Below are 13,997 nucleotides of genomic sequence, written 5' to 3'. Positions count from 1 at the left end.
TCGCAATTGATGATCGCTATCCTTCTGCCGACTGGCATTGAGAGCAATGGCCAAGTGGGGGCGATCTCCCAAAATCTCTTGGACAAGATTCGTCAAAATTCGACGGGGGCCAAACTCCACAAAGCAGGAACCGCCTGCCTGATAGATGTTCTCAATTTGCGCTGTAAACTGAACCGGATGGCTGAGATGCTCCTTCAGGTTGGTCCGTAGGGCCTCAATCTCAGTGGGATACGGCGCTGCCGTCACGTTGGTGTAGATCGGACGCTGCGGGGCCTGGAGGGCAATTTCATCCACGGCTGCGGCAAAGGGCTTTTGCGCATAGTCCACCAACGACGTGTGGAATGCGGCCGAAACGGGCAGCCATACGGTCGAAAACCGTTGTTCCTTCAGAGTCGCCTGTACGGGTTCCAGGTCAGATCGGGTCCCGGCTAACACCAACTGCTTCGGCGAGTTGTGGTTGGCAATGGTTACCTTGGGAAACGCCTTCACGACGGCTTGGATGGCGTCCACCTCCCCCTTCACTGCCAACATGGTGCCGGGGTCGGCCCCAGTCTCCGTAGGTTTGGCCATCGCTTGCCCCCGAGCCTTGACTAGGGCAAAGTAATCCTGATCCGTGAGGACACCGGCTGACCACAGAGCCGTGAGTTCACCGAAGCTGTGCCCTGCCACAAAGTCCGGCTGGAATCCAGCTTGCTGCAAAATTTTGTACAGCCCCACACTCAATGCCCCTAAGGCTGGCTGAGCATACTCCGTCCGCTGGAGCGCCTGCGCCTGCGCCTGAACTTGCTCTTTGTCGAAGGCCGGGGCTGGGAAGACCCGCTCCGAGGGCGGCTCCAGATCGGCCTGGATAAACAGCTCGTCCACCGCGGCAAAGGTCTGCCGTAATTCTGGAAAGTTGACCACCAGTTCGCGGCCCATGTTTACATATTGAGACCCTTGGCCAGAGAACAAAGCCACGACTTTCCCCGCTAGGGCTAATCCCTGTCGACGGTAGAAAATTCCTGTGGGATGCTCCCAGATCTCATCTTGGGCTTGGTGCTTCAGGCAGGCGATCGCACATTCTAGTTTTTGGGCTGCTTCTGGCCGAGATATGGCAACAAATCCCAATCGGGACGCTTCCACCGTGATTTGCAGGGACTTGGAGGTCTCTACGAGGTCAGCAAAATGACGGTCGCCGGCATCAGAGCGTAGCTGCTTCAGGTTGCGATCGCATTCAAGCTGCAGCTGATCCGGCGTCGCCGCCTGTAACAAGATCGGCTGGGGAGTGCGGTGCAGTCGATAGGGAGCGTTATGCTCTGTTTCATATTCTTCTAGAACAATGTGGTAATTCGTTCCCCCAAACCCGAAGGAACTCACCCCCGCCCGCCGTGGATGTGCCGATCTCACCCAAGGTCGAGTCTCGGTATTCAGATAAAAGGCCGAGTCCTCAATCTTGAGTCGCGGATTCGGTTGAGTGACATTGATCGTCGAGGGCAAAACCTTGTGATGGAGGGCCAGCGCCGCCTTAATCAAGCTAGCCGTCCCCGCAGCAGCCTTGGTATGGCCAATCTGTGATTTGACGCTCCCTAACGCCACCTGCTCGCCAGTGTCAAACACTTCATTGAGAGCGGCAAATTCAGTGGGGTCGCCCACCATCGTTCCGGTGCCGTGGGCTTCAATCAGACCGACACTGCTGGGGGCGATGTCTGCATCCTTATAGGCCCGCTTAAGCGCCTTGACCTGACCCCTGACGGAAGGCGCGTAAATACTCTTGTATTTGCCATCACTGGAGGTACCAATGCCCTTGATCACAGCGTAGATGCGATCACCCTCTCGCTCGGCATCCTCTAAGCGCTTCAGGACCATCATCCCTAAACCTTCGCCCAGCATCATGCCGTCTGCGTCAATATCAAAGGGGCGAACCTGCTGGTTGCGGGACAGTGCTGGCGTTTTGCTAAAACAGAGGTAGGCAAAAATCGAGTTATCCACATCGACCCCACCCGCCAGCATCATGTCAGAGCGCCCCTCCAGTAGCTCGCTGATCGCAATTTTGAAAGCTGCTAACGAACTGGCACAGGCTGCATCGACCGTACAGTTTACCCCTCCCAAATCCAGACGATTAGCAATCCGGCCCGAAACAATATTGGCCAGCATCCCTGGAAAAGCATTTTCTTCCCATTCGGGGTAGGCGGCTTTTATCTTAGCGACGACCTCTTGCGTTTCCTGATCAGAGAGGCCATAGCTCTTTAAGACCTTCTCCCAGATGGGGTACTGCAGTCTAGCCCCGAAGGGAACGGCCAGCTGGCGACCAGCGGCAACACCTAAGACAACACCAGTGTTGCTGCGGTCGAAGGATTTTGACTGACCGTACCCCGCATCCTCTAACGCCTGCGACGCCACCGATAGAGCCAGAAGTTGCGAGATATCCGTCACCTCCAGCAGATTCGGCGGAATTCCATAGGCCATGGGGTCAAAGTTCACGTCAGGGATAAAACCGCCCCGTTTGCAGTAGGTTTTGTCGACTGCTTTAGGATCGGGGTCAAAGTAGGCTTGGGCATCCCAGCGGGAAGCTGGCACCTCTGTAATGCAGTCCACCTGGTTAACGATGTTGTCCCAATAAACCTGCAGGTCTTCTGCCTGAGGAAAGAGGGATGCCATGCCAATAATGGCAATCGGCTGCGACTGAAGATGGTAAGTGTTTGTTGTTCGAGACATGGCGTTCTTCTCTCTAACAGAGTTTTTTTCTCTAACCGATTTAAAGAGCGCTAGCTCAAGATCAGAGATATCTTGCTGAAGTTGCAATAGAGCAGATCTCTTTTCAGAGGCAAACATAGCTCAACCTCAGAATATCCACCGTGCTATTAACTTAAAATCAAAGCTCTGAGAATAGCGGCTTCAAAAGCCTAGCTTTACTATCTACGAGGACAATAACAAACGAGCAGATCAAGTACAGCTAACAAAAAGTGTAAACTCATACATTTTCATCAAAATACTTAGGATTAAAACCACCAATCTACAACTTAATATCCTGCACCTTTATTAACAGTTACACCACAGAATAACCGCATAAAGAATTAAAGATAACAGTTCATACTCTAATTAATCCAAAAGATTATTCAAAAAATTCCTGCAAATTCTGATAACAGACTCTAAAAGTCGAGCAATGAATGACTCTCATCATTCCATGACAGAATTTATTGTCACCTACCTTAAAATAGGAGATAGAAAGTTCCAACAATAAGCTTCACTCAAATATTATGCAGTTAGTCCATTCCCTAAAAACCTAGATATTGGCGGCAGTCCTTGATCCTATAAGGTCATGTCATCTTTTTGAGAGCATCCTCAGATTGCACTCGCCTTCATTGACTTGGCAATGGTGAAGGCATTCAAAATCAAGATCTTCGTAAATAAAGAACCACTCCCACACAAGACAGCTAGGACATAGGAGAACAATGCACCAAGCTATCAATATAAACAACGATATTTAATTTAATACGTTCACGCAATTGTGTAACCCAAGCATCTTACACACGAAAAATATTGATCTTGGGATGTTTCTAATGCAGAGTACTTAAACACTAAAAGAAAAGAAAGAAACAAGCTGTATTTTTTTATACTTTTTTCGGTGATTTAATATATTTTTAATCAAAAAATACTCGAACTTATCTTAATCCTTGACCTATAAAGATTCTATTGGTAAAGTTTCGGTATTAACGTCAAATAAGTTTTAATCCCTCAATAGATCCCATTCCCATATAACAAATTGCTGACTTAACTGCGTTGAATGGGATGCTCAGAATTAGCTCAAACGTGTTTATCCTCTGAAGAGGATCTGATATTCCCAGCAATATTCCTGAAAAGTAATGAGAGAGTGCAACTAGAACTCTCTATTGCTCATCGATAGTGTCCTATTTAAATCGATGGAATCGGATTTGTCTTGTTGATATAAAACGGCCTATGAATAGCAAGCAAGGTCAGCAGCTCGCCTCCCCCAAATTCCAGTGGGTTGCCATGATCATTATCACTGCATCTGTGTCAATCGGAGCAACGTTCCTACTGAGGCCGCTGGTATCAAGTCTGTTACGATCTCAGACTGTGTCTCAACCATCCATTTCTGCCCAAAAGACAACGCCTAAAATTACGTCTGTTTCAGCCCTTGGACGCTTAGAACCGAAGGGAGAAATTGTGCGGCTCTCTGCCCCCAATTCTCTGAATGGAACCAGCACCAAAATTCAAAAGCTTTCGGTACAGCAAGGCGATCGCGTTACCCAGGGTCAGGTGGTTGCTGTCCTCAACAACCACGATAGTTGGTTGGCCGCCGCAAAACTGGCTCAGAGCGAGGTACAGGTGGCCAGAGCCAAACTTGCCCTAGTGAAATCTGGGGCTAAGAAGGGGGACATTCATGCCCAAGCGGATCGCGTCAACCGCCTATCGGCAGAACTCAATGGTCAAATTGCGGTTCAGCGGGCCACGATTGCGGGGCTAGAGGCTGAGCTGAATAACGCCACTTTGGAATACCGCAGATATCAAACCCTGAATGCGGAGGGTGCCGTATCTAACTCAGAGGCCGACAGTCGGCGGTTGCGTCTAGAGCAAGCACAGGAACAGCTCAAGGAGGCAAAAGCAACCCTGCAAAGAACCATCAGGACAACACAAATTCAACATAATGAGGCGAAATCAACACTGAATAGTATTGCGGAGGTCCGTCCCGTGGATGTGCAGGTCGCAGAGGCCGAATTGGTGCGGGCGATCGCTGTTGCCAACCAAGCCCAAGCCGAATTGGCCTTAACTTATGTGTATGCCCCCATTGAGGGTCAAATTTTGAAGATTCATGCATGGCCTGGAGAAACGATTGACCGTGACGGTATCGCTGACATGGGTTACACCCGCGAAATGTATGTCGTGGCAGAGGTTTATGAAACCGACATTAACAAAGTCCACCACAATCAGACCGCACTCATTACCAGCCCTGCTTTCTCAGGAGAGCTTGTGGGCACAGTCAGCGATATTGGTTTGCAGGTTGAACGTCAAAAGACCTTTAGCACCAACCCCCTAGTGCAAACTGATAATAAAGTCATTGATGTCAGGATTCGACTAGATCCGGCTAGCAGTCAGAAAGTATCCAGTTTCAGCAATTTACAGGTTCAAGTCGTAATTCAGAGCTGATTGGCTATGATTGCCGCCATCCCTGTTGCGTGGTTACAACTCATTCATCAGCGGGTCCGCTTTGCCGTCACTTTGGCGGGGATTGCCTTTGTGGTGCTCCTGCTCTTTATGCAGCTCGGCATTCAGGATGCTCTGTTTGAAAGTTCCATTCGAGTCCATCAGAGTCTGCAGGGCGATCTATTTCTGGTGAGTTCCCAATATCAAGCCCTGACATCACAACAAAATTTTCCTAGAAGTCGGCTTTATCAAACTCTAGCCTCCGATCAGGTTGAATCCGTTAAACCTCTCTATATCCAGTTTGGGAAGCTCAAAAATATTGAAACAGGCCGCAAGTACGCCATTTTTGTGTTCGGGATTGATCCTGGATTGCCGCCTTTTAGATCACCTGAAGTGATGCAAAATCTTGATCAGGTTAAAAGTGCTAACTTTGCGCTTTTTGACCGTGATTCTCGCTCTGAGTTTGGTCCCATCTCTGAGCACGTGGAGAATGGAGAGAAAATTGAAGTTGAAATCTCTCGATTTGGCGAAATCACAGAGGCCAAGCGATTTGAGATTCGCGGACTGTTTAGCTTAGGCACATCCTTTGGGGTGGATGGCAACATCATTGTCAATGCGACGTCTTTTTTGCATACCTTTAAAGATCGACTGGCCGAGGAAATTAATATTGGCCTAATTACGCTCAAGCCAGAGACCAATCCTCAACAGGTGCGAGCCAGCTTAGTGGCAAGCCTACCCAAAGATGTTCAGATCCTTTCTCTAGCAGACTTCAGTAAACTTGAAAAGCGCTACTGGAACCTGAGAACCCCGATAGGCTTTATTTTCAAGATTATGGTTGTCATTGGCCTAGTGGTGGGGATTGGCGTTGCTTATCAGATCCTGTATAGCAATGTCTCCAATCACATTATTGAATATGCGACTCTCAAGGCGATCGGGTTTAAAGACAGTTATCTCCTCAACATCATCTTTAAGCAAGCGCTGCTGCTATCGATCCTCGGTTATATTCCTGGCACTTTGGCTGCAGTCGGCGTGTATGCAATCGCCGAAAATGCGACCAAGCTCCCGGTCGTCATGACTGCCAGCAAAGGGATCACAGTCTTGTTTTTAGTCACTTTGATGTGCTCTGTTTCCGGCCTGTTGGCAATGCAAAAGCTACGCTCTGCCGACCCCGTCGATGTGTTTTGATTGTGTTTAATCACGGCTAGCCATCATGTCACGCGATTCCATTCTCACGGTAAACAAACTGAATCACTACTTTGGTGAGTACGAACTGCAGCGCCAGATCCTTTTTGACATCAACTTAGCCATTCAGTCTGAAGAAATCATTATTCTCACCGGACCCTCTGGAGCAGGAAAAACGACACTCCTCACATTACTCGGCGGATTGCGTTCAGTACAAGCAGGGAGTATTCAGTTCTTGGGACAAGAGCTACGAGGTGCAACCGAAACCCAACGGATTCAGATGCGACGTCAGATCGGCTTTATCTTTCAGTCTCACAACCTCATGCCTTTTTTGACGGCCAAGCAAAACGTGCAGCTTTCCTTTGAGCTGTTTGATCATGTATCTGAGCAAGAGGCTGAGTTCAAAGCAGAGGCAATGCTGTCGGCCATGCACCTGGGCAAATATATCAACTACTATCCCCAACAACTCTCGGTGGGACAAAAACAACGGATTGCAATTTCTAGAGCCCTCGTCATCAGTCCTCAACTCATTTTGGCCGATGAACCCACTGCCTCCCTCGATAGCAAGACAGGGCGTGATGTTGTGGAACTTATGCAAGACCTTGCCAAGAAGCAGGGGTCTGCTGTGTTAATTGTGACTCATGACCATCGTATTCTCGGGTGTGCCAACCGTATTATGGCCGTAGAAGATGGCCACCTGCATGAAAAAAACTTGAATAAAGGGTCGGCACCGTCTACAGCAGATGTTCATCTTTACCCGTTTTGGGGAAAGGGGAGTTGAGTTCTGAATGTGCCTTTGGCATGATCGATTCAGACCCATATTAGTAGAGGCTTCAATATACCAGAATATTGCTACTGCTGTTAATGTGCGTTCTCTGGATAACTCAAATTTACGGGAATCCGATAGTTCCTCTACCGAGAATGGGTCCGAAGCTCCATTTCCCCAAGCCCACCCTTCATTTGCATTTAGTTTTAATGGATGTATTCCACCAACTCTCTACCTTTGTCGGCCTAGACCCTGACGTTCACAATAAGCTAATCGCCTCCTTTATCGGTCTGATAACAGTGGCAGGACTACGCTGGATCCTGCTAAAGCTGCTCAACCGTCGGATCAAAGATCCACGTATCTTGTATCAATGGCGCAAGGGGATTGGTTATGTTAGCTTTGGTGTCGCTATTTTGGTTTTGGGACGCCCCTGGATTCCTGAACTCCAGAATATCTCAACTTTTCTGGGGATTGTGACGGCGGGTCTGGCCGTCGCCCTGAAGGAGCCACTGGTCGATGTGGTGGGTTGGGCCTTTGTCCTCTCACGACAGCCTTTTAAAGTGGGAGATCGCATCCAAATCGGTAATCACGCTGGAGACGTAATCGATATTCGCATTTTTCAATTTACGCTGATGGAAATCGGCAACTGGGTTGCGGCAGATCAAAGCACAGGGCGGGTGATCCATGTTCCCAATGGCAGAGTTTTCCAGGACACCATCGCCAACTATTCTCAAGGATTTCAACATCTTTGGAATGAAGTTCCTGTTCTGATTACCTTTGAAAGCGATTGGGAGCAGGCTAAACGCCTGTTGTTGACCATTGCCAATCGCCATGCCGAGCATTTAAGCGACACGGCTCAATCCCGACTGCAAGAAGCAGCCCAAAAGTATATGATCTTCTACTCCAAGCTCACTCCAACGGTCTATACCTCAGTTCGAGAGAGCGGTATTTTGCTCACGATCCGCTATCTCTGCGAACCGCGCCAACGGCGCGGTACCGAGCAGGCCCTTTGGGAAGATATCTTAAGAGCTTTTGCCCAGCAGGACAATATTTCCTTTGCCTACCCCACCCAGCGGTTTGTAACCTCTGCATCCTATTCAGAGTCAACGAGTCCCTTAAAATCATCAAACAGAGGCAAGAGAAGCCAGGGGATCGGGAATGGCTTCTGAGGGGGCTTGAAACTCACTAACATAGACATACTCCAAGCGCAGCTTTAACCAGGTAACAAAGGTGGGATTGGTCGATACAATCGCTGCACAAGGTTGGGGGCATTTGGCTTTAATCTCCTGCATTTCTGGCAGTTCTAAAAAAGCAGGCTGCTTCACAACCCAAAAGTCAATCTCTTTATTTTTCTCTTGGTAGTAGCGATGGCGCTCTTTGAGCACTTCCTCAAAGGGCTCTTCTTCAAAGAGATAGTGTTGACTCGCAAGGGCGTAGTGATAAGTTTGCATGGCGGGAAAAAACAATTAGGAACCAGACGTATCCGAGACGCCCACAGTCATTATCTCAGCCCATCAACCGTTTTGGGTAGCCGAAGGATGGAGAACAGATTCGCCCTCTACTTGAAGGCGTTGTTCCGCGTTGGCGATCGCACGCTGAGTCTCTGCCACTGCGACCATATCCACGGAAATAGCTGTGACACCCCATTCTACAAACGTTTCAACCAGTTGAGGATGATGCACAGGGGCTTGACCACAAATGGAGCAGGGAATACCTAAGCGCTGAGCAGTCTGCACCAACTGAGACATGGCCGCCACCACAGCCGGATGATCTTCAGAGTATTGCTGGGTTAGGTAAGGATGATCTCGATCCACTCCTAACAGGAGCTGTGTGAGATCGCTGGTGCCAATCGCAATGCCTTGCACACCTGCCTCCACATACTCAGGGAGCTGAAACAAGACAGCAGGCACCTCCGCCATCATCCAGATCTGGATATCAAGGCCCGTCGCTTGGATGCGATCGCGGCAGAATATAAATTCCTCCACCGAGCGAACAAAGGGCAGAATCAACCGCAGATTTGAGCAGCCCTGACCATAAAGATGGGCCAACGCCCGCAATTCCAGATCGAATAGCGCTGAGTCATAGACATAATGCGAGGCCCCCCGCAAGCCCAACATAGAATGCTCGGTTTCCAAGGATAGGTCTGTGGAAACGCCAATCAATGCATTATTCTTCAAATCCAGCGAACGATAAAACACTGGACGAGGAGACCAAGCTTGGACAAACGACTGTAAATGCTGACTCAGATGCGCCACAAATTGGGTCGCACCCTGCTGTTGAATCCAAACGCTAGGTAATTGTCCTTGGCAAATATCGAGTAGAAACCATTCAGACCTCAACAAGCCGACACCTTGCACCGGTAATTGTAGTGCTCGCTTGAGTAATTTGGGTTGACTTAAATTGACCCACACTTGTGTGTTTAGGGGGGGGGACTCAACCGGATATTGATCCTTGGGCGTAGCCGTATCCTGTGTTCTCAGGCGCAACTGAGAGGCATCATATACCTGACCTTGAGCACCATCTAGCACGACGACCTGGCCAGATTGAAAAATCTCTAATGCAGAAGTTGCACCTACCACAGCAGGTAATCCTAATTCACGCGCCATAATCGCACCGTGAGATGTATAACCGCCTGTGGTACAGATCAATCCTGCCACCTGCTGTAGCCACACCACATCTGTTGGCACCACACGGTCCACAACGACAATCTGGCCGATCACGTCCTGAGGGGGAACGGGGTGACGGTCCTCCAAGACCACCAGCGGCGCCTTCACTTGTCCGATGGCAGCAGCCAATCCTTGGACTATAGCAGGTGGGCCGTCAGCACTGACTCTCGGCCCATCTGGGGTCGATCTCAATGGCGGCAACGGTAAAGGAGGCTCCGTCCACACACTGACAATTTTTAGGTTTTCAGGATCACGAGGGGCGATCACCCATTCCACAACAGGTAGAGACAGAGAGGATGAGGAGAGCTTTTGGGCCAAAGTCAACAGTTGCTGCAACCCTTTAGTGTTCAAAACAAAGGCTTGTTTTCGGGCGGGGTCTAGAGTAGTACTCACTACAGTATCGGCTTTGGCTAAGGCAGGGTTCAGGGGAGTGGCTTGATAGGAACAGGTAATATTACCTCTATCTTGCTGCCAAGTTTCCGTTTGGCGGTCAAAGGAATAGAGATCAGGCAGTACTTCTCCTGCCAAAATGCCCTGACTCAGACCAGAAGTGGCTTGAATATGGAAGTGGGTTGGGGTGAGGGTCAAGAAACCTGCAGCCTGAACCAACTCAACCGGTTGAAAGATAATCCCTAACTTGACCTGTTCGATAGGAATGGCCAGATCTTGAAGCAAAAATAGGGTCTGAGCCGTATAGAGACAAGACCATACCTGCTTAATCGCCTGCTCAACAGATACTGGTGTTCGTTGACAATAGTGGACTGGCAACATCCTAAGGATATGGGAGATATGTTCGGCCCATCGTTGAGGAAGCGCCAAAGAAGGCGTCAAACGAATACCATTACCCGGGAGAGGTTGCAAGTCTGCCAAAATCCTTTGCAACCATTGGGGAGGAAATGAGGTCGTTTTTAACCCTTGGCAAATTTCATCGGCAACTGCCTGCAGTTGAAACGGTTGCTCTTGTTGTAGGCGTAAACTCAGGTGAGGAAAATCGCTCAGGAAAGGGGAAGACCAAGGAACTGAGTGACAGAAATCCTGAAGTGCAGTGGCGCTCAGCACCAGTCCAGACAAGACTGGAACATCACTTTGGGCCAGGTCGCTTAATTCCTGCGCAGCTTGACCCACCACCGAGGGATGAGCGTTTTGAAATTGATCGAACCAATACAGGCTTTCCACAGAAAAGTCTTGAGTAGCCGATCTCATCCTAGTCCAAACCCCTACCGGTTCAGGAGATATCACAAAGCCTATGAAGCAATATATCGATATCTTTAGTTCCCAATCGTAATATGAAAGACAATCTGGAAATAATAGATAATTTAAGTGCCGCTGGCAAAGTCGCCACAGCGACTGATGAGGCCTTTATTTTGGACACAATATGAGTCTTCAATGGGGAAAATTGCTGTTATCCCAGATACGTCAGCTCAGCTTTAAACCGCAGTGTGCGATGTGTGAGCGGTCTGCTCTGGACATCTTGTGTACAGACTGCCGTCATCAACTAGAGGACTGCCGAAACCTGGCATCTGTTATGCGTGACGATGACTTACGCTTACTCGCATGGGGGCAATATCAGGGGTTCCTCAGACAAGCTCTTGCCCAATTGAAATATAGTCAAAAAGCCAAGATTGCTCAATTTTTAGGATTACAGTTGGGGCTGGCCTGGCTAGAAACTCAACCTCACTCGTTTCGACCCGTGGTTTTGCCTATCCCATTACACCGGGTACGGGAAGAAAAACGCGGCTACAACCAGGCAACTTTGATCGCCAGAGAGTTTTGCCATGTGACAGGTCTGACATTAACCGCTCACGGACTCTTTCGAGTGCGAGAGACAACGGCTCAGTTCAACCTAACGCCGTCGGAACGCTTTGCCAATGTGGCTCAGGCTTTTAGTGTGGCGTCCCAGTTTTCCCATCAAATCAATCGGAAACCGATTTTGTTGCTAGATGATATCTATACAACAGGAGCAACGGTTTATGCAGCTACGCAAACGCTGAGAGACGCTGGCTTACAGGTCGTGGGAGTGGCAGTGATTGCCAAAGCTTAGCCCAGTTGGCCAACTAAGTATGCTGTCTCTAAGCTCCAGCCAATCAGAAGACCAATGCTACCAAAAATAATGATGGCTGATACAGCAACGGTGAAGGGGTTATCAGCGTTGTCGAACTTCATGATGCCTTTGTTGAAATCGGAAGACATGATTTGCTTTCCTTTAGAATGCTTTAGGTTGTTAACTAATATTAACTTAACATATTTTAAATCTTATTGCCAGTATGCCCAAACCTATGCATTGTGATTCATGTCACTGCTATGGATATTTATATTTTTTTGGGGAACCTTTGCTATGACTGGCTTTGTGCAGCGTAATTTTTCGCTGAAGTTGCTCGGCTTAAGGCTATAGGTGTTTGTTCTTTTCTAGTTTTGGAGGGGGATGATGGCAGACATACTTTACAAAGTCTTCATCTTTTTTGATTGAAAGGAATCAGGGGATGCAGCATTAGCAGCATTTATGATGTCAGCTCTTTGGTCTGGTTGGCTGCAATAGTCACTTTATAACTGAGAAATATGGCTTGAGAATCAGTGATTGGGACATGGATGCAGTATCTATAGAGTGTTATGTAGAGATTGCCCACTGAAATCAACGGTGAGGACAGAAAACATGGTCTGGTACCGTTTTGACGGTGGATACTGTCTTGGTTCAGGTAATGTTCATGCCCCTATCTACACTTCCCTTGAGAAGTCGATACAATAAGGCGTTATTATCTTCGGCATCCAGTGGCGTATGGATACAGAACGATAGCCATATCTCGTTTAAGACTTTGACCTATCTCTGGATAGCGCGCAACAACTGATCAGTCCCCCAAGGAGCCTTATGAAAGCAGTGGTGTTATTGTCAGGGGGCTTAGACTCCTCAACCGTTTTATTCCAAGCCAAAGCGAATGGTGCAGAGTGTTATGCCATTTCTTTTGATTATCAGCAACGCCATCGCCAAGAGTTAGATGCAGCCGTTGTGATCGCACAGTCTGCTCAAGTTCAGCAACATCAAATCGTGGCCTTTGATCTTCGGCTGTGGGGCGGATCTGCGCTTACCGATACCCAAATGGATCTCCCCACCCGCTCAATTTCTGAGATGGCCAATCATATACCGACCACCTATGTCCCAGCTCGAAACACCATTTTCTTGAGTTTTGCCCTCGCTTACGCTGAAGCCATTGCTGCCGATCAGGTATATATCGGAGTCAACCAACTGGACTATTCTGGCTACCCCGATTGCCGCCCTGACTTTATCCAGGCCATGCAAGAGGTATTTCGACTAGGCACTAAACAAGGTCGTGAAGGCCAATCTATTGAAATCTGTACCCCTCTCATTAATTTGCATAAGTCTGACATTATCAATCTGGGGAATCGTCTCGGTGTGCCTTGGGAACAAACTTGGTCTTGTTACAGTGATGGAGGGGGAACACCGCCCAAGGCCTGTGGTCAGTGCGACTCTTGCAAATTACGCCTAGCTGCATTTGCCGAGCTAGGTCTAGAAGATCCCATTGCTTATATCATCACCTAGACTGAGCAAACGAGTGAGTGCTGATCGTTTTACAGTAAAAGTTTCAAGCGTGTTGTCCTGTACTTAGACGTTTTGCATAGACTTGTCTCCTTCATGATGGGTGGAGAGGCCCTCGAAAAGCTGAAGGCTCGTCTGATTGAACCAAAAGGCTTTGAAAGCTATGGCGAGATGGACATGTCTTGTCCCTAGCGCCCTAAATAGAATGGCGACTGCTGTACTGAGAGTTCAAATCGATGTGTTGGCATAATTTCCCAGAATTTGGGCTAAACCGGGCACCGCTTCTTCCACATCTCCCTTCACGGATTTGCGAACCTTCTTATAGGTAGCAATCACAATTTTATTTTTGGCCTGACTCAATTTTTGATCCGTTACGCCTAGCAATACATCTGCTGTTGCTGAGGAATTTTGACTGAGATGCTTTACAGGATCACCGGATTGCATCCCTTCCGTCCACATGGGGTCTAGCGCATCCAAGGCCTGAGGAACTAAGCTTTGTAGAACTCTAGGAATGTAGCCAGGGCCAATGCCTTTAAACGCTCGATATGCTGTCTTGATGGCCAAACCAGAGAGTCCAGTTTTGGTCGCCACTTGCTCATCCATCAATTGAGCACAATCGGCGGCAATGCTGGCCTGCTTGTCTTCATTTTCAAACTGATCCTTCAACCCCATAGTCTTGAGTCCTTACTTC

At 48.6% G+C, this 13,997-nt stretch carries 11 protein-coding genes; 6 read left to right on the top strand and 5 right to left on the bottom strand.

Annotation, left to right across the window (positions count from 1 at the left end):
• A partial coding sequence (locus Q0986_RS02085) for a beta-ketoacyl synthase N-terminal-like domain-containing protein (RefSeq protein WP_366918490.1) occupies positions 1–2,811 on the bottom strand: 2,811 nt, incomplete at its 3' end.
• A 1,263-nt stretch (positions 2,812–4,074) separates the two neighbouring features.
• Here Q0986_RS02085 and Q0986_RS02080 point away from each other — a divergent pair.
• The 4 genes from Q0986_RS02080 (at position 4,075) to Q0986_RS02065 (ending at position 8,259) form a co-directional block, all read left to right on the top strand.
• The gene (locus tag Q0986_RS02080) at positions 4,075–5,145 is read left to right on the top strand and encodes an ABC exporter membrane fusion protein (RefSeq protein ID WP_299402916.1); all 1,071 of its coding nucleotides are present in this window, start codon (positions 4,075–4,077) and stop codon (positions 5,143–5,145) included.
• Between the two features lie 6 nt (positions 5,146–5,151).
• Positions 5,152–6,327, top strand: coding sequence for an ABC transporter permease DevC (gene devC / locus Q0986_RS02075; RefSeq protein WP_299402913.1), 1,176 nt, complete (start codon positions 5,152–5,154; stop codon positions 6,325–6,327).
• Positions 6,328–6,352: 25 nt separating this feature from the next.
• Positions 6,353–7,105 (top strand): ATP-binding cassette domain-containing protein, encoded by a 753-nt coding sequence (locus tag Q0986_RS02070; protein WP_299402911.1) that lies wholly within the window; start codon positions 6,353–6,355, stop codon positions 7,103–7,105.
• Positions 7,106–7,299: 194 nt separating this feature from the next.
• Positions 7,300–8,259: a mechanosensitive ion channel family protein gene (locus Q0986_RS02065; RefSeq protein ID WP_299402908.1), complete on the top strand. Its 960-nt coding sequence runs from the start codon at positions 7,300–7,302 to the stop codon at positions 8,257–8,259.
• On the opposite strand, the gene Q0986_RS02060 is transcribed toward Q0986_RS02065, so the two are convergent.
• A complete protein-coding gene (locus Q0986_RS02060; RefSeq protein WP_299402906.1) occupies positions 8,215–8,541 on the bottom strand; it encodes an MgPME-cyclase complex family protein in 327 nt (108 codons plus the stop codon). The genes Q0986_RS02065 and Q0986_RS02060 overlap by 45 nt on opposite strands.
• 63 nt (positions 8,542–8,604) lie before the next feature.
• Entirely contained in the window at positions 8,605–10,959 is a 2,355-nt protein-coding gene (locus tag Q0986_RS02055) for a putative PEP-binding protein (protein WP_299402904.1), read from the bottom strand.
• Between the two features lie 172 nt (positions 10,960–11,131).
• Here Q0986_RS02055 and Q0986_RS02050 point away from each other — a divergent pair, with 172 nt between their 5' ends.
• Complete coding sequence (locus tag Q0986_RS02050) at positions 11,132–11,797, top strand: ComF family protein (protein WP_299402901.1); 666 nt, start codon at positions 11,132–11,134, stop codon at positions 11,795–11,797.
• On the opposite strand, the gene Q0986_RS02045 is transcribed toward Q0986_RS02050, so the two are convergent.
• Complete coding sequence (locus Q0986_RS02045; RefSeq protein WP_299402899.1) at positions 11,794–11,946, bottom strand: hypothetical protein; 153 nt, start codon at positions 11,944–11,946, stop codon at positions 11,794–11,796. The genes Q0986_RS02050 and Q0986_RS02045 overlap by 4 nt on opposite strands.
• A gap of 673 nt (positions 11,947–12,619) precedes the next feature.
• Between Q0986_RS02045 and queC the strand changes: the two genes are divergently transcribed.
• On the top strand, positions 12,620–13,309 hold the full coding sequence (gene queC / locus Q0986_RS02040; protein ID WP_299402897.1) for a 7-cyano-7-deazaguanine synthase QueC: 690 nt from the start codon (positions 12,620–12,622) through the stop codon (positions 13,307–13,309).
• Positions 13,310–13,534: 225 nt separating this feature from the next.
• Here the strand turns inward: queC and Q0986_RS02035 are convergent, their stop codons facing one another.
• Positions 13,535–13,978, bottom strand: coding sequence for a hypothetical protein (locus tag Q0986_RS02035; protein ID WP_299402894.1), 444 nt, complete (start codon positions 13,976–13,978; stop codon positions 13,535–13,537).
• Positions 13,979–13,997: the final 19 nt, after the last annotated feature.

It is taken from the genome of Acaryochloris sp. IP29b_bin.148, from assembly GCF_028285565.1.
Taxonomy (GTDB): domain Bacteria; phylum Cyanobacteriota; class Cyanobacteriia; order Thermosynechococcales; family Thermosynechococcaceae; genus Acaryochloris.
Note: the sequence above shows the minus strand (reverse complement) of the source record. Positions and strands in the feature narration are given on the sequence as shown.